Source organism: Streptomyces sichuanensis, from assembly GCF_020328095.1.
In the GTDB taxonomy this organism is placed as follows: Bacteria; Actinomycetota; Actinomycetes; order Streptomycetales; family Streptomycetaceae; genus Streptomyces; species Streptomyces cinnamoneus.
Genome location: NZ_JAIXMK010000042.1, coordinates 1 through 20504, shown reverse-complemented (window position 1 = coordinate 20504; position 20504 = coordinate 1). Strand labels below are relative to the sequence as shown.

Annotated in this window: 17 protein-coding genes and 1 riboswitch; of the genes, 11 read left to right on the top strand and 6 right to left on the bottom strand. The window is 72.8% G+C overall.

Annotated elements, in window-relative coordinates:
• Nucleotides 1-160 precede the first annotated feature (160 nt).
• On the bottom strand, nucleotides 161-1075 hold the full coding sequence (locus LE181_RS14740) for an SIS domain-containing protein (protein WP_225661713.1): 915 nt from the start codon (nucleotides 1073-1075) through the stop codon (nucleotides 161-163).
• A gap of 258 nt (nucleotides 1076-1333) precedes the next feature.
• Between LE181_RS14740 and LE181_RS14735 the strand changes: the two genes are divergently transcribed.
• The 3 genes from LE181_RS14735 (at nucleotide 1334) to otsB (ending at nucleotide 3895) form a co-directional block, all read left to right on the top strand.
• Nucleotides 1334-2587: an ABC transporter substrate-binding protein gene (locus LE181_RS14735; RefSeq protein WP_225661712.1), complete on the top strand. Its 1254-nt coding sequence runs from the start codon at nucleotides 1334-1336 to the stop codon at nucleotides 2585-2587.
• A 29-nt stretch (nucleotides 2588-2616) separates the two neighbouring features.
• The gene (locus tag LE181_RS14730; RefSeq protein ID WP_225661711.1) at nucleotides 2617-2952 is read left to right on the top strand and encodes a DUF3263 domain-containing protein; all 336 of its coding nucleotides are present in this window, start codon (nucleotides 2617-2619) and stop codon (nucleotides 2950-2952) included.
• A 91-nt stretch (nucleotides 2953-3043) separates the two neighbouring features.
• On the top strand, nucleotides 3044-3895 hold the full coding sequence (gene otsB, locus LE181_RS14725) for a trehalose-phosphatase (RefSeq protein WP_225661710.1): 852 nt from the start codon (nucleotides 3044-3046) through the stop codon (nucleotides 3893-3895).
• A 371-nt stretch (nucleotides 3896-4266) separates the two neighbouring features.
• On the opposite strand, the gene LE181_RS14720 is transcribed toward otsB, so the two are convergent.
• The 3 genes from LE181_RS14720 to LE181_RS14710 form a co-directional block, all read right to left on the bottom strand.
• Entirely contained in the window at nucleotides 4267-5043 is a 777-nt protein-coding gene (locus tag LE181_RS14720; protein ID WP_225661709.1) for a hypothetical protein, read from the bottom strand.
• Between the two features lie 154 nt (nucleotides 5044-5197).
• On the bottom strand, nucleotides 5198-6679 hold the full coding sequence (locus LE181_RS14715; protein WP_225661708.1) for an alpha,alpha-trehalose-phosphate synthase (UDP-forming): 1482 nt from the start codon (nucleotides 6677-6679) through the stop codon (nucleotides 5198-5200).
• Nucleotides 6680-6720: 41 nt separating this feature from the next.
• On the bottom strand, nucleotides 6721-7695 hold the full coding sequence (locus LE181_RS14710; RefSeq protein WP_225661714.1) for a glucosyl-3-phosphoglycerate synthase: 975 nt from the start codon (nucleotides 7693-7695) through the stop codon (nucleotides 6721-6723).
• Between the two features lie 164 nt (nucleotides 7696-7859).
• Nucleotides 7860-8028, top strand: a riboswitch (SAM riboswitch).
• A gap of 17 nt (nucleotides 8029-8045) precedes the next feature.
• On the opposite strand from LE181_RS14710, the gene thrC reads away from it, so the two are divergent.
• The 6 genes from thrC to LE181_RS14680 all read left to right on the top strand — a co-directional run bounded on the left by thrC (nucleotide 8046) and on the right by LE181_RS14680 (nucleotide 16299).
• A complete protein-coding gene (gene thrC, locus LE181_RS14705; protein ID WP_225661707.1) occupies nucleotides 8046-9320 on the top strand; it encodes a threonine synthase in 1275 nt (424 codons plus the stop codon).
• A 115-nt stretch (nucleotides 9321-9435) separates the two neighbouring features.
• Entirely contained in the window at nucleotides 9436-9711 is a 276-nt protein-coding gene (locus LE181_RS14700; protein ID WP_225661706.1) for a MoaD/ThiS family protein, read from the top strand.
• Between the two features lie 466 nt (nucleotides 9712-10177).
• Entirely contained in the window at nucleotides 10178-10384 is a 207-nt protein-coding gene (locus tag LE181_RS14695) for a cold-shock protein (protein ID WP_008743607.1), read from the top strand.
• Nucleotides 10385-10840: 456 nt separating this feature from the next.
• Entirely contained in the window at nucleotides 10841-12463 is a 1623-nt protein-coding gene (gene groL, locus LE181_RS14690) for a chaperonin GroEL (protein ID WP_071961765.1), read from the top strand.
• Between the two features lie 200 nt (nucleotides 12464-12663).
• On the top strand, nucleotides 12664-14559 hold the full coding sequence (locus tag LE181_RS14685) for a serine/threonine-protein kinase (protein ID WP_225661705.1): 1896 nt from the start codon (nucleotides 12664-12666) through the stop codon (nucleotides 14557-14559).
• 90 nt (nucleotides 14560-14649) lie between these two features.
• Nucleotides 14650-16299, top strand: coding sequence for a DNA repair helicase XPB (locus LE181_RS14680; RefSeq protein ID WP_225661704.1), 1650 nt, complete (start codon nucleotides 14650-14652; stop codon nucleotides 16297-16299).
• Between the two features lie 61 nt (nucleotides 16300-16360).
• On the opposite strand, the gene LE181_RS14675 is transcribed toward LE181_RS14680, so the two are convergent.
• Nucleotides 16361-16501, bottom strand: a complete 141-nt coding sequence (locus LE181_RS14675) for a hypothetical protein (RefSeq protein ID WP_225661703.1) — start codon at nucleotides 16499-16501, stop codon at nucleotides 16361-16363.
• Between the two features lie 292 nt (nucleotides 16502-16793).
• On the opposite strand from LE181_RS14675, the gene LE181_RS14670 reads away from it, so the two are divergent.
• Nucleotides 16794-18854 carry a HelD family protein gene (locus LE181_RS14670; RefSeq protein WP_225661702.1) on the top strand — a complete coding sequence of 687 codons (2061 nt, stop codon included), beginning with the start codon at nucleotides 16794-16796 and terminating at the stop codon, nucleotides 18852-18854.
• A gap of 4 nt (nucleotides 18855-18858) precedes the next feature.
• On the opposite strand, the gene LE181_RS14665 is transcribed toward LE181_RS14670, so the two are convergent.
• Nucleotides 18859-19221, bottom strand: a complete 363-nt coding sequence (locus LE181_RS14665) for an ArsR/SmtB family transcription factor (RefSeq protein ID WP_225661701.1) — start codon at nucleotides 19219-19221, stop codon at nucleotides 18859-18861.
• 101 nt (nucleotides 19222-19322) lie between these two features.
• On the opposite strand from LE181_RS14665, the gene LE181_RS14660 reads away from it, so the two are divergent.
• A partial coding sequence (locus LE181_RS14660; RefSeq protein WP_225661699.1) for an MFS transporter occupies nucleotides 19323-20504 on the top strand: 1182 nt, incomplete at its 3' end.

Below are 20504 nucleotides of genomic sequence, written 5' to 3'. Positions count from 1 at the left end.
GGGGGGGGGGCGGGCCCTTCTGGGGGCTGGATTATTTACGGCAGCCGTCCTGCGTGAACAGTGCTCCGAAAGACGCCGCAAATAACCCTTACGCCCCCTGCCAGGGCCCGCCCCGCCCCGGCCCCTCCCGCCGTCCTCCCCACCGGGCGGAGATCTCGGGCTAGTGCGGAAGGACCACGCTCCGGGTCAGGTTCCGGGGTGCGTCGGGGTTCAGGCCCCTCGCCTCGGCGATCGCCACCGCCAGCCGCTGGGCGCGGATCAGTTCCGCCATCGGGTCGCCCCCGCCGTCCACCAGCGTCGCGCCCGTCCTTGCGACCTCCGCGGCCAGGCCGTCCGGAAGCGCGCCGAACGCCCACACCACCCGCCCCGGCCCCGCTATCGCCACCGGACCGTGCCGGTACTCCATCGCCGGGTACGCCTCCGTCCACGCGCCCGCCGCCTCCCGCATCTTCAGCGCCGCCTCCTGCGCCAGGCCGTACGTCCAGCCGCCGCCCAGGAACGTCCACTGCTCCGCCGCCGGAGCGGCCTCCGGCAGGGGCGCGGACACGGCCCGTCCGCCGGCCTCCGCCGCGGCCGCCACCGCGGCGGCCCCCTCCGGCAGGCCCGCCCGCAGGAACGCCAGCGCCGTCGTCGCGAAGCGCGTCTGCACCACGGACTCCTCGTCCGCCCAGTCCAGCACCGCGACGTCGCCGGCCGCCTCCATCACCGGCGTCTTCCCGTCGGCCGTCACCGCCAGCGTGGGAACCCGCAGCCCCTCCAGCAGCTGCAGCACCTCCGTCGTCGTACCGGAGCGGGTGATCGCCACAACGCGGTCGTACGGGCGCGCCGCCGGGAAGCCGGAGGCGGGGAACGCGTCCGTCTCGCCCTGGCCGGCGGCCTCGCGCAGCGCCGCGTACGACTGGGCCATGAACCACGACGTGCCGCAGCCCGTCACCGCCACCCGCTCACCGGGCAGCGGCAGCCCGGTTGCCCCGGCGGCGGCGTCGACGGCGCGGAGCCAGCAGTCGGGCTGGGTGGCGAGCTCACGCGCGGTGAGGGACGGCGCGGAGAAAGAAGAGGCGGGAGTCGGCTTCATGCGGCTTTCGCTCCTTGCGGGTGCGGTGGTGCGGCAATCGGTCGTCCCGTGCATAGCAGCCGCCCCTGACCTGGGGGAAGACCGCTACGGCGATACCGAAGCGCAACCCCGGAGCCGTAGACCGTAAGGTGGCGCGCGGGAGAAACTCACGGTCTCCACGGGACTCGCGAATCCCAGGGGGGAGATTCCACGGTCTCCACAGGGCGAACACGAACCACAAGGTGGGTAGCAGTAGTGCAGCGGCGGCGGTTCTTGGGCATGACGGCGGCGGGTGCCGCCACGGCGGCGTTGGCACCCGTGCTGACGGCGTGCGGTAGCGAGGGCCCCGGCGGTGACAAGAAGCTGAAGCTCGTCGCGGCGGACTACGGCGACAAGGCGGCCAACAGTTCCAAGAAGTACTGGGACAAGCTGGTCCACGAGTTCGAGAAGAAGCACGGCGGCATCAAGGTCGACGTCGAGGTCTACAGCTGGACCGAGGTCGACAAGCGCGTGGCCGACATGGTCGCCGCGGGCAAGGCCCCCGACCTCGCGCAGATCGGCGCGTACGCCGACTTCGCCGCGGCCGGCAAGCTCTACAGCGCCGACCAGATGATCTCCATCCCCACCCAGGCCGAGTTCATCTCGTCGGTCGCCAAGGCGGGCGAGGTGCACCGCGTGCAGTACGGCCTGCCGTTCGTCGGCAGTACCCGCCTGCTCTTCTTCAACAAGGCGCTCTTCCGCAAGGCCGGTGTCGCCAAGGCCCCCGAGAGCTGGGACGAGATCGTGGCCGCCGCCACGAAGCTGAAGGCCGCGGGCGTGAAGATACCTTTCGGCCTGCCCTTCGGCCCCGAAGAGGCACCGGCCGAGACCATGCTGTGGCTGCTCGGCGGCGGCGGTGGCTACACCGACAACACCGGTGCCTACACGATCGGCACGCCCGAGAACATCAAGACGTTCACCTGGCTGCGCGACGAGCTCGTCGGCAAGGGCCTCGCCGGCCCGTCCGACCCGGCCCGCACCAACCGCCAGGACGTCTTCGACGGCTTCACCAAGGGCGAGGTCGGCATGCTCCACGGCCACCCCACGCTCATGCAGCAGGCCAAGGCGCAGAACATCGACTTCGACATGGCGCCGCTGCCCGGCATCAAGGGCAAGGCGAACTCCACCATGGGCGTCGCCGACTGGATGATGGCCTTCAAGCGCAACGGCCACCGCGAGGAGATCGGCACCTTCCTCGACTTCGTCTACTCCAAGGACAACGTGCTGTCCTTCACCGGCCAGTACCGTCTGCTGCCGGTGACGACCACCGCCTCCACGGCGATGCGCGACAGCCGTGCGGACAGCGACCTGTGGCCGTTCCTCGACCAGCTGCAGAACGCCGAGTTCTACCCCGCCGACAAGACCTCCTGGGCCAAGGTCAGCGTGGCGATCAAGCAAAAGATCGGCGCGGCCGTGCAGAAGGGCGGCGACCCCTCCGCCATCCTCGGTGAGATCCAGCGCGAGGCCGAGGCCATCGAGAACGCCGGCCAGTAGGACCCGGCAGGCCGGGTAGGTTGGCGGGCATGGACGAGGGCAACGACGAAGGGCGCGACGAGGGCCACGACGGGGAGCCCGGCGAGCAGCCCGACGCAGGACGGGACCGTGCCCCGGGCGCGGCCCCGGGCCCGGACGCCGGCGGGCTGTCCGAGCGCGACCTCGCCGTGCTCGCCCTGGAACGGCAGTCGTGGGCCGGGCCCGGCGCCAAGGAACGTGCGGTGCGCGAGCGGCTGGGCATCACGCCGACCCGCTACTACCAGCTCCTCAACGTCCTCCTCGACGACCCGCGCGCCCTCGCGCACGACCCCGTGACCGTCAACCGCCTGCGGCGGCTGCGGGAGGCGCGCCGCGAGCGCCGCTGATCCGGGCATGCGTCGCCGGGCGTGCGTTGCCGGGGGCATGCGTCCGGCCAACCGGCCGCCCCGGCGGCGGGCGCCCCGGTAGGGTCGCCGTATGGGCAGCCACCTCCTTCCGGAACCCGTGACCGCCGCAGGCCGCGACGGCCTGGCCGCACTGCTGGCGCGGCCCGAACGTGCGGTCGTCGCGCTCGACTTCGACGGCACCCTCGCCGAGATCGTGCCCGACCCCGAGCAGGCCCGCGCACACCCGGCCGCGGTGCCCGCCCTCGCGCGGCTCGCGCCGCACCTGGGCTCCGTCGTCGTCGTCACCGGCCGCCCGGCCGGGGTGGCCGTGCGCTACGGCGGATTCGCCGGGGTCGCCGGGCTGGAGCACCTGGTGGTGCTCGGCCACTACGGCGCCGAGCGCTGGGACGCCGTCACCGGCACCGTGCACGCCCCCGCCCCGCACCCCGGCGTGGCCGCCGTCCAGGCGGAACTTCCCGGCGTCCTGGACAAGTCGGGCGCCTGGCAGGGGACGTGGGTCGAGGACAAGGGCCGCGCCATCGGCGTCCACACCCGGCGCGCCGCCGATCCGCAGGCCGCCTTCGACGCCCTGTGCGGCCCGCTCGACGAGCTGGCCCGGCGCCACGGCCTGATCGTCGAGCCCGGCCGGCTCGTGCTGGAACTGCGCCCGCCGGGCATGGACAAAGGCGTGGCCCTCGCCGAGTACGTCCGCGAAACGGGCGCCACGTCCGTCCTCTACGCCGGTGACGACCTCGGCGACCTCGCCGCCTTCGCGGCGGTCGAGAAGCTGCGGGCGGAGGGGGTCCACGGCACCCTCGTGTGCAGCGGCAGCGCCGAGGTCGCCGTGCTCGCCGAGCGGGCGGACCTCGTCGTGGACGGGCCGGTGGGCGTCGTGGACCTACTCGCGGCACTGGCCGACGAGATCGAGCACCGACCGCGCTAGCACGCTTGCGCGCCGGCTCGACCGCTACGACCTATGCGCCGGCCGGCCCGGCCCATGCGGCGCGCCCGGCTCGTGCAGCGCGCCGGGCTCGCATGGCGCGCACGACTCGTGCGGCGCCCACGGCCCGTACGGCACGCCGCCCGTGCGGCCCGTACAGCGCGCCCGGCCCGTGCGGCCCGGACGGCGCGCCTACTAGCCCGTGCGGCCCGGACGACGTGCCGCGTTCGTGCGGCGCGCCCAGCGCGCTCACCCTGTGCGGCCCGTACGGCACGCCCCGCCCGTGCGGCGGCGCGCGTGTCTCTCATCGCGCGCCCCGCTCGTCCGGTCCGCCCGGCCCGTGCGCGCCCCCTACGGCGCGTCCCACCGCGCGGTCATTCGCCTTCCTCCGCCTTCGGGTCCTTCTCCGCCGGCTTCTGGTCCTTCAGGCCCAGCACGGACAGCGCCGTCGTCCAGTCCTTGACGATCGCCTTCTGCGCCTTCACCAGGTCCGTCTTCCCGGCGCAGATCGCGGCCTTGAGCTTGCTCTCCACCGAGTCCTTCGGGTTGTTCGGCCCCGCACCCTCCTTGTGGCCGGGTGACGGCGGCTGGACCCACAGGTTGCGCGGGTCGTTGGGGTCGCCGCCCAGTTGCAGGCTGATGAGGTGGTCGTACTCGGCGTCCTTCAGGCTGCCCTTGTAGCCGTACGAGGCCGCGTTGGCGGTCTTCTCGCGGCCGGTGATGTTGGTGGAGGGACGGATGTCGGCCGTGTAGCCGCTGCGGCAGATGGTGGTCTTGAGCGTGGCCTGGGTGACCTTCGGATTCGTCGCGCCCGGTGTGCACTTGAGGTCGGGGAGCGGCTCCTTGGCCGCCGTGTAGCGGTAGCTGCAGGTGCCGGGGGCGGGCTGCTTCTGGACGGTGTACGAGCCCTGGGGGCCGGGGCCGGTGGGGATGGCGTCGGGGGTGCCGGCCGGAGTGCCGGAGGGGGCGGATGACGCGGTGGCGCTCGGCAAGGGGGCGGCCGAGCCGCTGGCCGCCTTGTTCCCGGCCTTGGAGCCGGACGACGACTTGTCGCTGCCGGAGTCGGTGTCGGAGCCGGAGGAACAGCCGGCGACGCTGACGGCTATGAGGACGGTGGCCGCCGCGAGGGCGAGCCGCGGGGTGGTCGACATGCGCCATGGCTACCCGTGCCGCCCCGGTGGGCCAGCACACCGCCGGAGGCGTTGGCCCGTGCACGGCGGGGCCGCTAACGCGACGCGCGCTCCGGCGCGGACCCCCACGCCCGGGTTGCGGTGGGCGCGTCGACGCCTCCACCGCCGCACCCGCTCACCCGTCGGCCCGCTCCGACTCCAGCGCCTCCAGCTGGTCCACGAACCACTGCGCCGGCGGGAGCGCCGTCGCCGCCGCGGACAGCCGCCGGGTGCGGTCGCGGCGCTCGTCCGGGTCCATCAGCAGCGCCAGGTGCAGGGCCCGGGCCGTGGCCTCCACGTCGTACGGGTTGACCGTGATCGCCGCGTCGCCCAGCTCCGCCGCCGCCCCCGCCTCCCGGGAGAGGACCAGGGCGCAGCCGTGGTCGGAGACGACCGGGATCTCCTTAGCGACGAGGTTCATGCCGTCGCGGATGGGGTTGACCAGGGCGACGTCGGCGAGGCGGTAGGCGGCCAGCGAGCGGGGGAAGTCGTCCTCCATCTGCAGGGCGACCGGCTCCCAGTCCACCGTCCCGAAGGTGGCGTTGATCTCCCGGGCGAGCCGGCCGACCTCGGCCATGTAGTCGCGGTAGACCGCGAGGTCCTGCCGGGAGGGGTAGGCGAAGGCGATGTGCACGACCCGGCCGTGCCACTGCGGGTGGTCCTCCAGCAGGCGCCGGTAGGCGCGCAGGCCGCGGACGATGTTCTTCGACAGCTCGGTGCGGTCGACCCGCACGATCGTGCGGCGGCCCTCGCCGATCTGCAGCCGCAGCACCGCCAGCCGCTCCTCGACGTCCGGGCGGTGCGCGCGCTCCCGCAGGAAGCCGCCGTCCGCGCCCAGCGCGTGGACGCCGAGCCGGGTCGTGCGCCCGGCGCAGCGCACCGACACGGCCGTGCCGGCCTCGCGCACGACCTCCGCGTCCGGGAGCACGTCCTCGCAGCAGGCGGCGAACGCCTCCGCCCAGCGGCGGGTGAGGAACGCGGCCCGGTCGCCGCCCAGGACGCCGCGCAGGACCTGCTCGGCGACGTCGTCCGGCAGCAGCCGGTAGTAGTCCGGCGGGGCCCACGGGGTGTGCGAGAAGTGGCCGATGCGCAGGTCGGGGCGGCGGGCGCGGAGCAGCCCCGGCACCAGGGTCAGGTGGTAGTCCTGGACGAGCACGCAGGCGCCGTCCGCGGCCTCCTCGGCGATCGCGTCCGCGAAGGCGGCGTTGTACGCCTCGTACGCGCCCCACTGCTCGCGGAAGGCCAGGTCGAAGGAGGGTTCGAGCGGCGTCTGCCACAGCATGTGGTGGGCGAACCACAGCACGGAGTTGGCCACGCCGTTGTACGCGGCGGCGAACGTCTCCGCCGGGACGTCCAGCATCCGCACCCGGTGGCCGCCGGTGTCGCCCGTGTCGAGTCTCCGGCCCGCGCGGCGGGCCGCCTCGCGGTCGCCGTCACCCATGGCGGCGCACACCCACACGGCCCCCGCGCCGGGCCCGATCGCGCTGAGCCCGGACACCAGGCCCCCGCCGCCGCGCCCCGCCACCAGCGAGCCGTCCTCGTGCCGGCGGTACGAGACCGGGCCCCGGTTGGAGGCGACCACGATGGGGGCGGCGGTGTGCGTGTGCTCAACGACCATGACGGCAGCCTTGCCCCCGGGTGAACCGCTCAAACGTACGCTTACGCGGCACGCCGCTGCGCGTACTCCGGTATCCCGGCCATCGGAGGCCGCTCCTCCGTGTCCACCGCGTACGTCCGCGGCACGAAACCCTCCGCCGTGCGCTCGAACTGCGTGAGCGAGGGACGCACCAGATGGCCGCGGGCCAGCCGCAGCTGGGCGGTGCGGTAGATCGCGGCGGCCATGCGGCCCAGCGCCTGGCCGTCCTGGTGCCGGTGCTTGCGCACGCCCACGTCCACCTGGGCGAGTGCGTCGAGCCCGACGGTGTGCAGCGCGTCGACGAGCAGCCCCAGCTCCACGCCGTACCCCACGGGGAACGGCAGCTGCTCCAGCAGCGAGCGGCGGGCCGCGTACTCGCCGCCCAGCGGCTGGACGAAGCCCGCCAGTTGCGGCCAGTGCAGGTTGAGCAGGGGACGGGCCACCAGCTCGGTCACCCGGCCGCCCTGGCCGGCCGCCCCGCCGGGGCCGGGCGGCGCGAACTCGCCGCCCAGCGGCCGGTCGTACATCGCCTTGACGAAGTGGACGTCCGGTTCGGTCAGCAGCGGGCCGACGATGCCGGAGACGAATCCGGCGTCGAAGTCCTTGAGGTCCGCGTCGACGAAGCAGACGACGTCGCCGCCCGTCGCCAGCAGCGAACGCCACAGCACCTCGCCCTTGCCGGGCAGCGCGGGCAGGCGGGGCAGGACGTCGTCGCGGTGCACGACGCGCGCCCCGGCCGCCGCGGCGACCTCGGCCGTGCGGTCGGTGGAACCGGAGTCCAGCACCACCAGCTCGTCCACGAGCGGCCGGGCGTCCGTCATCAGCTCGCGGCGGATCGCCTCCACGATCGCGCCGACCGTGGCCTCCTCGTTCAGCGCCGGCAGGACGACGCTGACCGTGGTGCCCGAGCCGCCCTTCGCGGCGAGGAGCTGGTCGAGCGGACGGTCGGCTGCTGACCAGGACCGCCGGGCGAGCCAGCGTTCCACCTCTTCCAGCACGTGCATGACTCCTTGTCGTGGTGCGTCGTCGTGACACATCTCGCGGTGCGGACGGCCCTCTCGCGCGGCCACCCCTTCCGTTACAGTCTTGAACAACGCGGACGCCCGTCCTATGTCGGGGTCGTTCCTGCGCACAAACGCCTGGGCCCCGCCCAGCGCCATACCGCTCATCCAGAGGGGCAGAGGGACACGGCCCGATGAAGCCCCGGCAACCCTCCAGCCGGCCACGATCCGAAGGATCGGATCGTCACAGCCCGTTCACGCGGCGAGGCTCCCGGCGGGGAAGGTGCCAATTCCGTCTCGTGGCGATGTCCGCCGCGGGGAAGATGAGGAGAAAGGGCCTCGCCTCCATGGCTGTCCAAGCCGTTGAAAGTGCAACCACCACCGTCTCCCTGGGCTCCGCCGTCGCGCTCTCCTGCCGCGAGTGCGGTGAGCGTTTCGACCTCGGTCCCGTCTTCGCCTGCTCCTCCTGCTTCGGCCCGCTCGAAGTCGCGTACGAACTCCCGGCCGGCGACCCGGAGGAGCTGCGCCGTCGCATCGAGGCCGGCCCCGCCAGCATCTGGCGCTACGCCCCGCTGCTGCCCGTCCCCGCCGACGTCGCGGAGAAGCCGAACCTCAACCCGGGCTTCACCAAGCTCGTCCAGGCCGACAACCTCGCCCGCGAACTGGGCGTGACCGGCGGCCTGTACGTCAAGGACGACTCCGGCAACCCCACGCACTCCTTCAAGGACCGCGTCGTCGCCATCGCCGTCGAGGCCGCGCGCGCGTTCGGGTTCACCACCCTGTCCTGCTCGTCGACCGGCAACCTCGCCGGTGCGGTGGGGGCGGCGGCGGCCCGCGCCGGCTTCAAGTCCTGCGTCTTCATCCCGCACGACCTGGAGGCCGGCAAGGTCGTCATGGCCGCGGTCTACGGCGGCGACCTCGTCGGCATCGAGGGCACGTACGACGACGTCAACCGCTTCTGCAGCGAGCTGATCGGCGACCCGCTGGGCGAGGGCTGGGGGTTCGTCAACGTCAACCTGCGCCCGTACTACGGGGAGGGCTCGAAGACCCTCGCGTACGAGATCTGCGAGCAGCTGGGCTGGCGGCTGCCGGACCAGATCGTCGTGCCGATCGCGTCGGGATCGCAGCTCACGAAGATCGACAAGGGGCTGAAGGAGCTCGTCGCGCTGGGGCTGGTCGAGGACCGCCCGTACAAGATCTTCGGCGCTCAGGCGGAGGGGTGCTCGCCGGTGTCGAGGGCCTTCAAGGAGGGCCACGACGTGGTGCGGCCGGTGAAGCCGGACACCATCGCGAAGTCCCTGGCCATCGGGAACCCGGCCGACGGGCCGTACGTGCTCGACATCGCGCGGCGCACCGGCGGGGCGGTGGAGGACGTGACCGACGCGGAGATCGTCGACGCGATCCGGCTGCTGGCCCGGACGGAAGGCATCTTCGCCGAGACGGCGGGCGGGGTGACGGTGGGCGTGACGCGCAAGCTGATCGAGAACGGGCAGCTCGACCCCGCCCTCACGACGGTCGTGCTCAACACGGGAGACGGCCTGAAGACGCTCGACGCCGTGGCGGCGGGCCCCACGGCCACGATCCGCCCGTCCCTGGACGCGTTCCGCGCGGCGGGCCTGTAGGGACGGCGGGGCCCCGCGGCCGCCGTGGGGCCGTCGCGCCCCTACCCGATCGTCACGTCCCGCTCGTCCCGTCCGTCCTGCCCGTCCGCCCCTTCTTCACGTAAAGGCGAATCCCATGAGCGTCAACGTCCGCATCCCCACCATCCTGCGCACCTACACCGGCGGTCTGGCCGAGGTCTCCGCGGAGGGGGCCGTCCTCTCCGAGGTCATCGCCGACCTGGACCGCAACCACCCCGGCATCGCCGCCCGCGTCCTCGACGAGTCCGGCAAGCTGCGCCGGTTCGTCAACGTCTACGTCAACGACGACGACGTCCGCTTCGAGGGCGGGCTGGGTGCGGCCACGCCCGACGGTGCCGGGATTTCGATCATTCCGGCGGTGGCCGGCGGCTGACCCGTCCTGACCGGCCCCGCGCACCGGCCGATCGCCGACTGATCAATGGCCTGAGCTTTTCTCAGCGTTCCTGAGCAATTCCCTGGAATCACCCCGGCCGTTAAACGGACGGGGTGATTCCGTCTGTTGAAGCGCGATACAGTTGGGGCGTTCCCCCTCCGGCGTCAGTGCCGAGCGCATATGAGAACCCGTCAACTTGTGCCGTTAACGCGTGTACGAATTGTCGGGTTGGTGGCGTTTTGCCCGGTCCGACTTGCCCGGGAAGTGCCGTGAATCGGCATGAATGGCCGATCGGCCACGCCTGGAATTCTCGTCCGACTGACCTGTTGCAGACGGCATCCGTGCAGATACATTCAGCCGCGGTCGACGCGTTCCGGCGCACACCTCCAACCTGTCTGGGGGTGAGGTCTGACCCGGGTCCGCGAGGTGCGGTCCTGTGCAAGGGCCAGTAATAGGGGAGTTAGGCATGGCTCAGGGCACCGTCAAGTGGTTCAACGCGGAGAAGGGGTACGGCTTCATCGCGGTCGACGGTGGTGCGGATGTTTTCGTCCACTACAGCGCGATTCAGATGGACGGCTACCGCACCCTCGAAGAGGGGCAGCGAGTCGAGTTCGAGATCTCGCAGGGCCAGAAGGGTCCGCAGGCCGACATGGTGAAGCTGGCGGCCGGCTGATCGCGTCGCATCGACCATCGGCTCACTCAGCTCGTACGAGGGGTCCGCGCCTGGAGAGGCGCGGGCCCCTCGTACGTGTGCGCCCGGCGCGACGGAACGGAGCGGCGGGTGTGCGCGGGCCCCGGGCGGGGCAGGGTTGCATCCGGCGCGGGTCGCTGCGGTGCCCCCCCTGCAACTCGGGGTGGGATACCGGGCAGACCGCTTGCGCCCCCAGCTGCCGCTGGGAGGTGCCCCCCCTGCCACTTGGGGTGGGATACCGGGCAGACCGCTTGCACTCGCGGGGGTCGAGTGCTAATCATTGGGCTTAGCACTCTCCGGGTGAGAGTGACAGATTTGGACCGTCGGTGAGGTCTGCGAGCCAAGCGGGGCAAGGAACCGCAGGGTGTGTGGGCCGTCCGTCGCGGGCGCCTGTGCGGTCCGGAGCAATCCACCCCCAGTCCGGGAGGACCACTTCACATGGCCAAGATCATCGCGTTCGACGAGGAGGCGCGGCGCGGCCTTGAGCGCGGTATGAACCAGCTCGCCGACGCCGTCAAGGTCACCCTCGGCCCCAAGGGCCGCAACGTCGTCCTTGAGAAGAAGTGGGGCGCCCCCACGATCACCAACGATGGTGTTTCCATCGCCAAGGAGATCGAGCTGGAGGACCCGTACGAGAAGATCGGCGCCGAGCTGGTCAAGGAGGTCGCGAAGAAGACGGACGACGTCGCCGGTGACGGCACGACGACCGCGACCGTCCTCGCCCAGGCGCTGGTCCGCGAGGGTCTGCGCAACGTGGCCGCCGGTGCCAACCCGATGGCGCTGAAGCGCGGTATCGAGAAGGCCGTCGAGGCCGTCTCCGCCGCCCTGCTGGAGCAGGCCAAGGACGTGGAGACCAAGGAGCAGATCGCCTCCACCGCCTCCATCTCCGCCGCCGACACCCAGATCGGCGAGCTCATCGCCGAGGCCATGGACAAGGTCGGCAAGGAAGGCGTCATCACCGTCGAGGAGTCCCAGACCTTCGGTCTGGAGCTGGAGCTCACCGAGGGTATGCGCTTCGACAAGGGCTACATCTCGGCGTACTTCGCCACCGACATGGAGCGTATGGAGGCGTCGCTCGACGACCCGTACATCCTGATCGTCAACTCCAAGGTCGGCTCGGTCAAGGACCTGCTGCCGCTCCTGGAGAAGGTCATGCAGTCCGGCAAGCCGCTGCTGATCATCGCCGAGGACGTCGAGGGCGAGGCCCTGTCGACCCTGGTCGTCAACAAGATCCGCGGCACCTTCAAGTCCGTCGCCGTCAAGGCCCCGGGCTTCGGCGACCGCCGCAAGGCCATGCTCGGCGACATCGCCATCCTCACCGGTGGCACGGTCATCTCCGAGGAGGTCGGCCTCAAGCTGGAGAACGCCGGTCTCGACCTGCTCGGCCGCGCCCGCAAGGTCGTCATCACCAAGGACGAGACGACCATCGTCGACGGTGCCGGTGACAGCGACCAGGTCCAGGGCCGCGTCAACCAGATCCGCGCCGAGATCGAGAACAGCGACTCCGACTACGACCGCGAGAAGCTGCAGGAGCGCCTGGCGAAGCTGGCCGGCGGCGTGGCCGTCATCAAGGCCGGTGCCGCGACCGAGGTGGAGCTCAAGGAGCGCAAGCACCGCATCGAGGACGCCGTCCGCAACGCGAAGGCCGCCGTCGAGGAGGGCATCGTCGCCGGTGGTGGCGTGGCCCTGCTGCAGGCCAGCCAGGTCTTCGAGAAGCTGGAGCTGGAGGGCGACGAGGCCACCGGTGCCAACGCCGTCAAGCTGGCCCTGGAGGCCCCGCTCAAGCAGATCGCCGTCAACGGTGGTCTTGAGGGCGGCGTCGTCGTGGAGAAGGTCCGCAACCTGACCGTGGGCCACGGCCTCAACGCCGCCACGGGCGAGTACGTCGACATGATCGCCGAGGGCATCATCGACCCGGCGAAGGTCACCCGCTCCGCCCTGCAGAACGCCGCGTCCATCGCCGCGCTCTTCCTGACCACCGAGGCCGTCATCGCCGACAAGCCGGAGAAGGCCGCTGCGGCCGCTCCGGGCGGCATGCCCGGCGGTGAGATGGACTTCTGATCGACCTCTGACGGTTGATCGCCTGTCCTTCGAGGACACCGGGGCGGCACTCCCTCACGGGGGTGTCGCCCCGGTGGCGTTCCCGGCCGCAGCCGTGGGCTCCGGCCATGCCTCTACCCTTGGGCGCGCAGGTTGTCATGTGACGGACATACGGATCTGCGGACATGTGGACATGAGGACATGAGGGAACGGAGCGTGCGGTGACGGCGGGGGAGGCGAACGGCGGAGAGCCGGTCGGGCAGGTGCTCGGCGGGCGGTACCGGGTGACCGCGACGATCGGGCGCGGCGGCATGGGCGTGGTCGCCCGGGCGGTGGACGAACTGCTGGGCCGCGAGGTGGCCGTCAAGATCCTGCGGGTCTACACCGACGCCTCCGCGCCCGATCTGGCCGATCTGCGGGCCCGCATGCAGCGGGAGGCGCAGGCCGCCGCCCGCATCCGGCACAGCGGCGTGGTCACCGTGCACGACGTGACCGAGGAGCAGGGCCTGCCGGTCATCGTCATGGAACTCGTCGACGGACCCTCGCTGGACGACGTGCTCGAAGAGCGCGGCACGCTGGAGCCGCACGAGGCCGCGGCCATCGGCGCCAAGCTGATGGACGCGCTCGACGCCGCGCACCGGGCCGGTGTCCTGCACCGGGACGTCAAGCCGGCGAACGTGCTCCTGGAGCGCGGCGGCAGGGTCGTACTGACCGACTTCGGCATCGCCACCATGGAGGCGTCGGACGGCGACGCCGTGACCAAGCTGACCCAGAGCGGCCAGATCATCGGCTCCATCGACTACCTGCCGCCCGAGCGGGCGCAGGGCAGGGAGCCCGGCCCCGCGTCCGACATCTGGTCGCTCGGCATGACGCTGTACGCGGCCGTCGAGGGCGCTTCGCCGTTCCGCCGCACGTCCGTGTGGTCGACGATGACGGCGATCGTGAACGAGCCGCTGCCGGAGCCGCGCCGTGCGGGCCCGCTCACCCCGGTGCTGCGGGCGCTGATGGCGAAGGATCCGGAGAACCGGCCCACCGCCGAGCAGGCGCGCCGGATGCTGGAGCAGATCGCCGCGGGCGGAACGACGACCGCCGCCCCGCCGCACATCCCCACCACCGCCGTTGCGGCACCCGGGGCAGGGCCAGGAGGGGCAGGGGCCGTGCCGCCGGCTGCCGTCCCGCCGCACAGGCCCACCGCCGCCGTCCCGCTGCCCGGAGCAGGGGCAGGGGGAGCAGGGGCCGTGCCGCCGCCGTCGGCTGCCGTTCCTCCCGCCGCACCCACCGCCGTGCCGCCGCCCGGGGCCGGGACCATGGCCGGGGCCGGGCAGGTGCCATCGGCCGCCACTCCTCCCGCGACGCCCGCCGCCGTGCCCTCGCCCCCGCCGGGCTTCGGCCCCGCACCGCTTCACCAGCAGCCCCAGCCCCCGTTTCCCCCGCAGCCCCAGCCGCAGCACGCCGGCTACCCGCCGCCCGGCGGGCCGGCCGCCTTCGCCCAGCCGCCCAGTGCTCCCGGCGACAGCCGGCCCGCCGCCGATCGCGCACGGCGGCGCCGCCGTACGGTCATCGCGGCGGCGGCCGCGGTCGTGCTCGCCGGCGCCGGCGTCGCGTATGCCCTGACCGGCGGGTACGGCGGTAAGAGCGACGGCGGGGCGCAGGCGGCGCCCGCGGCCGGTTCCCCTTCGGGCAGCGGCGGGCCGAACGGAGGCGCAGCGGCCGACGGGAACGCGCCGGGCGGCTCGCCGTCCGCCCAGGAGAAGCCGTCGGGCAAGCCCTCGCCGCGGCCGAGCGGCAGCGCGACCGGCGCGACACCGCGCGCGTCGGCCTCCGCGTCGGCCAAGCCGAGCCCCGTGTCGAAGAGTTGCAGTGGCTGGAGCCACCGGGACCCGAACCCGGGCACCTACGGCTACATGTCGGGCAGCTACCACCTCCAGACCGGCCCGTACGAGAACTGCCCCTCGGTGTCCCTGGCCAAGTCCGGCACGAAGCTCTGGTACCACTGCTCCGTCGTCAACGCGCACGGCAACACCTGGATCTACGTCCGCGTGGAGGGCACGAAGACGTACGGCTGGATGTCCAATGACAACCTCACCCGCCAGACCGGCCCGTCGACCCGCTGCTAGCGGGCCCGGAGGGTGCGCAGCGCCGACGCCCCCCGGCACCACTCCCTCATGCGGCACACTGGAGGTTTAGCCATACCGAAAGGGTGACGCGTGAACGGCCCCCTCATTGTTCAAAGCGACAAGACCCTGCTGCTGGAAGTGGACCACGAGCAGGCGGACGCCTGCCGGCGTGCCATCGCGCCGTTCGCCGAGCTGGAGCGGGCGCCCGAGCACATCCATACCTACCGGGTGACGCCGCTGGGGCTGTGGAACGCGCGGGCCGCCGGGCACGACGCCGAGCAGGTCGTGGACGCGCTCGTCACGTACTCGCGCTATCCCGTGCCGCACGCCCTGCTCGTCGACATCGCCGAGACCATGGCCCGCTACGGGCGGCTGAAGCTGGTCAAGCACCCCGTGCACGGGCTGGTGCTGGAGAGCACCGACCGGCCGGTGCTGGAGGAGATCCTCCGGTCGAAGAAGATCGCGCCGCTGGTGGGGGCCAGGATCGACCCGGACACGGTCGCCGTGCACCCCTCCGAGCGGGGGCAGATCAAGCAGACCCTGCTGAAGCTGGGCTGGCCCGCCGAGGACCTGGCCGGGTACGTGGACGGCGAGGCGCACCCGATCGAGCTCGCCGAGGACGGGTGGGCGCTGCGCCCGTACCAGCGGCAGGCCGTCGAGGGCTTCTGGCACGGCGGCTCCGGCGTCGTGGTGCTGCCCTGCGGCGCCGGCAAGACGCTCGTCGGCGCGGGTGCGATGGCCCAGGCCAAGGCGACGACGCTGATCCTGGTGACCAACACCGTCTCCGCGCGGCAGTGGAAGCACGAGCTGGTCAAGCGGACCTCGCTGACCGAGGACGAGATCGGCGAGTACAGCGGTACGAAGAAGGAGATCCGCCCGGTCACCATCGCCACGTACCAGGTGCTCACGACCAAGCGGAAGGGCATCTACCCGCACCTGGAGCTCTTCGACTCCCGGGACTGGGGCCTGGTGGTCTACGACGAGGTGCACCTGCTGCCCGCGCCCGTCTTCAAGTTCACCGCCGACCTGCAGGCGCGGCGGCGGCTGGGGCTGACGGCGACGCTCGTGCGTGAGGACGGGCGGGAGTCGGACGTCTTCTCCCTCATCGGGCCCAAGCGCTTCGACGCGCCCTGGAAGGAGATCGAGGCGCAGGGTTACATCGCGCCCGCCGACTGCGTCGAGGTCCGCGTCAACCTCACCGACTCCGAGCGGCTGGCGTACGCGACGGCCGAGACGGAGGAGAAGTACCGCTACTGCGCCACGACGGCCACCAAGCGGAAGGTCACCGAGGCGCTGGTGCGCAAGCACCGGGGCGAGCAGACGCTGGTCATCGGCCAGTACATCGACCAGCTCGACGAGCTGGGCGAGCACCTGGACGCGCCCGTCATCAAGGGCGAGACGACCAACGCGCAGCGCGAGAAGCTCTTCGACGCCTTCCGGCAGGGCGACATCTCGGTGCTGGTCGTCTCCAAGGTCGCGAACTTCTCGATCGACCTGCCCGAGGCGACGGTGGCCATTCAGGTGTCGGGCACCTTCGGCTCGCGCCAGGAGGAGGCCCAGCGGCTGGGCCGCGTGCTGCGTCCGAAGGCCGACGGCCACGAGGCCCGCTTCTACTCCGTGGTCGCCCGCGACACCGTCGACCAGGACTTCGCGGCGCACCGCCAGCGCTTTCTGGCCGAGCAGGGGTACGCGTACCGGATCGTGGACGCGGACTCGCTGCTGGCGGACGAGGACGCCTGACAGGGGCGGGGGCGGGACGCCCTTCTGAGCGGGGGCTGGGCGGGGCCCGAGCGGGTGCTGCTCAGGCCCTGCGCTTGTCGGCGTACTCGCCGAGGACGACGACGCTGACGGCCGCACCCGCGAACGCCTTGATCGCGCGCAGGGCGGTGGCGAGGGGCTTGGCGGGGGCCGACGGGTCCGGGGTGATGGCTGCTGTGGTCATGTCTCCATGATGGATTTCCGCAGGCCCGCCGGCATCGGCCTGCCGGTGTAAACGCGTGGGCGCCCGCGTACGACTCAGGAATAATGCCGTCCCCTACGGGAGGACGACGGCGACCCTGAGGTGAGCCAGGGGCGCGCGGGGCGGGGGATAAATCGCTCGCATGCCCTCGGGTGCCCCGACTACAATCCCCCCTTCCCCCGCCTCCCGCCCGCACCGCTTCCGGGAGCGCCTCCGTCCGGTCGGTAACCGGGCGGGTCACCGCTCACACCGCCGTACGCCTGGAGGCCCTGCCGTGCCCGCGCACGTAACGAACGTGACCGACCCCCTCGACCGTGAGCGGGCCCACCTGGCCTCCTCCCGGGCCGCGCTGCGCGCCATGCGGGCCGATGCCGAGTCCCTCGACATCAAGGACGTCACGGCCAACTGGGTCAACGCCGTCATCCTGCAGCGGCAGATCGAGGAGCGCATCACCGCGCTCGCCGACCTCGCGCACACCCCGCTCTTCTTCGGCCGGCTCGACTACCTGCACGCCCCGGGGGCGGAGCAGGCGGAGGGGGCCGCGGGCGAGCAGTTCTACATCGGCCGCCGGCACGTGCACGACGCCGTCGGGGACCCCATGGTCATCGACTGGCGGGCGCCCGTCTCGCAGCCGTTCTACCGGGCCTCCAAGAAGGAGCCCATGGACGTCCGGCTGCGCCGCCGCTTCGGTTACACCGGCGGCGAGTTGACGGCCTACGAGGACGAGGACCTGACGGACGCGGCGGGCGACGAGCGGGCGAGCCGGCTGCTCCAGAGCGAGATCGAGCGGCCGCGCGTCGGCCCCATGCGGGACATCGTCGCCACGATCCAGCCGGAGCAGGACGAGATCGTCCGGGCCGGCATCGGCGGCACGGTGTGCGTGCAGGGTGCCCCCGGCACGGGCAAGACGGCCGTCGGCCTGCACCGTGTCGCGTACCTGCTGTACGCCCACCGCGAGCGGCTCGCCCGCACCGGCACGCTGGTCATCGGGCCGAACCGGTCCTTCCTGCACTACATCGAGCAAGTCCTGCCGGCGCTGGGCGAGTTGAACGTGGCGCAGGCGACGGTCGACGACCTGGTCGCGCACGTGGAGGTGCGGGGGACGGACTCCGCCGCCGCGGCCCGGATCAAGGGCGACGCCCGCATGGCGGAGGTGCTGCGGCGGGCGGTGCGGGCGGGCGTGACGATGCCCGTGGAGCCGGTGGTCGTGGTGCGCGGGTCGCGGCGCTGGCGGGTGCCGGCGTACGAGATCGAGGAGATGGTGCGGGAGCTGCTCGCCCGCGACATCCGCTACGGCGCCGCCCGTGAGGCCCTGCCGCAGCGGATCGCGCACGCCGTGCTCGTACGGATGGAGGAGGCCGGCGAGGCGCCCGACGACCGGGTGCAGGACGCGGTCGCGCGCAACGCCGCGGTGAAGGCCGCGGTGAAGGCGGTCTGGCCCGCGGTCGATCCGGCGAAGCTCGTGCTGCGGCTGCTGTCGGACGCGGAGTTCCTGGCGGAGCACGCCGCCGGGCTGCTGGAGGAGGACGAGCAGCGGGAGATCCTCTGGGCGCGCCCGGCCCGGGGCGTGAAGTCGGCCCCGTGGTCGGCGGCGGACGCGGTGCTGGTCGACGAGGCGATGGACCTGGTGGCGCGCACGCCGTCGCTGGGGCACGTCGTCCTGGACGAGGCGCAGGACCTCTCGCCCATGCAGTACCGGGCGGTCGGACGTCGCTGCACGACGGGTTCGGCGACGATCCTCGGCGACCTCGCGCAGGGGACGACGCCGTGGGCGACGGCGAGCTGGGAGGAGGCACTGGCCCACCTGGGCAAGCCGGACGCGGCCGTCGAGGAGCTGACGAAGGGCTTCCGCGTGCCGCGCGAGGTCATCGCCTACGCGTCGCGCCTGCTGCCGGCCATTGCGCCGGGGCTGGCGGAGGCGACGTCGGTGCGTGAGGCGGCGGGCGACTTCGCGGTGCGGGAGGTGGCGCCCGGGGAGCTGGACGCGGCGGTGGTCGCCGCGTGCCGCGAGGCGCTGGGGCGCGAGGGCTCGATCGGCCTGATCGCCGCGGACGACCGGATCGCGGTGCTGGGCGGGCAGCTCGTGGCAGCGGGCCTGCCGTACCTCGCGCCCGGCGAGGAGACCTCGGCGGAGGCCCGGCTGACGCTCGTGCCGGCGTCGCTGGCCAAGGGCCTGGAGTACGACTACGTCGTGCTGGACGAGCCGGCGGCGGTCGTCGCCGGCGAGCCGGACGAGCGCACCGGTCTGCGGCGGCTGTACGTGGCGCTGACGCGGGCGGTGTCGGGGCTGACGGTGCTGCACGCGGAGCCGCTGCCGGAGCGGCTGGCCGCCTAGTCCTCTAGCCGCCGGGCCTGGTGGGGTCGTCGAGGTCGTCGAGGCCCTTCGCCGCCGCGAGGAGGGCCTCCGTCAGCCCGGGGAAGCGGGCGTCGAGTTCGGTGCGGCGCAGGCGCACGTAGCGGTTGCGGCCGACGGCCCGGGTGGAGGTGAGGCCGGCCTCGCGCAGGACCCGCATGTGGTGCGAGACGGTCGACTTGTGGAGGTGGCCGAGGCCGAGCCGTTCGGAGGAGCAGTCGTACTGCTCGCCGGTCGCGTAGATCGCGAACAGGCGCAGGCGTACGGGGTCGCCCAACGCGTGCAGCACCTTGGCCAGCTGGATGTCCGCGACGTCCGGCTGGGGCAGCCACTCGCCGTCGTTGTCCATGGTTCCTCCGATCGATGACTCTTAACTGTTGGATATCTGTCCAACAGTCTCTATTGTTTGGCGTGCGTCAAACTTTAGTGGTCAGTCCGGGGGAGGACCTTGTGCGTTTCCGTCTGCTCTTGCTCGCCTTGGGTGCGTTCGCCGTGGGCACGGACTCGATGGTCATGGCCGGCATCCTCGGGCTCGTGGCCCGTGACCTGGACGTCTCCGTCCCGGCCGCGGGCCAGATGGTGACCGTCTTCGCCCTCGCGTACGCGCTGCTCGCGCCCGTCCTCGCCACGGTGACCGCCCGGTGGCCGCGGCGTCGGCTGCTGTTCACCGCACTCGCGTTCTTCACGGTCGCGAACGCACTGAGCGCCGTCGCGCCGACGTACGGGCTGCTGCTGGCCACGCGGGTGCTCGCGGCGGCCGGCGCCGCGCTCTACACGCCGACCGCCAACGCGGTCGCCACCTCGCTCGTACCGCCGGAGCGGCGGGGCCGGGCGCTGGCCACCGTGATGGGCGGCATGACCGTCGCGACGGCGCTGGGCGTGCCGCTCGGCACGTACATCGGACGGACCGACTGGCGGCTGACCATGTGGCTCGTCGTCGCCCTCGGCGTGCTCGCCTGCGTCGGGCAGGCCGTCTTCCTGCGCGAACTGCCGGAGGCGGCTGCTTCTCTGACGCTGCGTCGGCGGCTGGCACCGCTGCGGGACCGGCGGGTCGTGGGGGCCGCCGCGACCACGTTCGCGTTCTTCCTCGCCATCAACGCGGTGTACGTCTACCTCGCCACCGCGGTCGAGGGCGCGACGGGCGGCGACGCGGACCGGCTGAGCGCGGTGCTGCTGGTCACGGGCGTCGCGTCGGTGGCCGGCAGCTGGCTCGGGGGCCGGGCGGTCGACCGGCTGGGCGCGGGGGCCGTGCTCCTCGTCGCCGGCCTGGCGGCCGCGGCGGCCTTCACCGCGCTGCCGTGGCTGGGCCGGACGATGCCGGGGGCGATGGCGTACGCCGTGGTGGGCCCGCTCGCGGGCTGGGCGATCGGCGTGGCCCTGCCGCACCGCCTGGCGTCGATCGACCCGCCGAGCGCGCCGCTGCTGATCTCCCTCAACAGCAGTGCGCTGTACCTGGGGATCGCGGCGGGCGGCGGCACGGGGAGCGCGGCGATCGCGCTGCTGGGGGAGCGGTGGTTCCCCCTGGCGGGGACGGTGCTGGCGCTGGCGGCAACGGGGCTGGCGGCGGCCACGGCGGGGGGCCGGCGGGGCGGGGCGCCGGTGGCGCCTGTTGCGGGGGCGGGGGCGGCTCCG

Bases quoted from the DNA above. Each gene is read 5' to 3' on its own strand.
- LE181_RS14665 (WP_225661701.1), bottom strand. From the start codon at position 19,221: ATGGACAACGACGGCGAGTGGCTGCCCCAGCCGGACGTCGCGGACATC.
- thrC (WP_225661707.1), top strand. From the start codon at position 8,046: ATGGCTGTCCAAGCCGTTGAAAGTGCAACCACCACCGTCTCCCTGGGC.
- LE181_RS14700 (WP_225661706.1), top strand. From the start codon at position 9,436: ATGAGCGTCAACGTCCGCATCCCCACCATCCTGCGCACCTACACCGGC.
- otsB (WP_225661710.1), top strand. From the start codon at position 3,044: ATGGGCAGCCACCTCCTTCCGGAACCCGTGACCGCCGCAGGCCGCGAC.
- LE181_RS14675 (WP_225661703.1), bottom strand. From the start codon at position 16,501: ATGACCACAGCAGCCATCACCCCGGACCCGTCGGCCCCCGCCAAGCCC.
- LE181_RS14735 (WP_225661712.1), top strand. From the start codon at position 1,334: ATGACGGCGGCGGGTGCCGCCACGGCGGCGTTGGCACCCGTGCTGACG.
- LE181_RS14715 (WP_225661708.1), bottom strand. From the start codon at position 6,679: ATGGTCGTTGAGCACACGCACACCGCCGCCCCCATCGTGGTCGCCTCC.
- LE181_RS14695 (WP_008743607.1), top strand. From the start codon at position 10,178: ATGGCTCAGGGCACCGTCAAGTGGTTCAACGCGGAGAAGGGGTACGGC.
- groL (WP_071961765.1), top strand. From the start codon at position 10,841: ATGGCCAAGATCATCGCGTTCGACGAGGAGGCGCGGCGCGGCCTTGAG.
- LE181_RS14740 (WP_225661713.1), bottom strand. From the start codon at position 1,075: ATGAAGCCGACTCCCGCCTCTTCTTTCTCCGCGCCGTCCCTCACCGCG.
- LE181_RS14720 (WP_225661709.1), bottom strand. From the start codon at position 5,043: ATGTCGACCACCCCGCGGCTCGCCCTCGCGGCGGCCACCGTCCTCATA.
- LE181_RS14730 (WP_225661711.1), top strand. From the start codon at position 2,617: ATGGACGAGGGCAACGACGAAGGGCGCGACGAGGGCCACGACGGGGAG.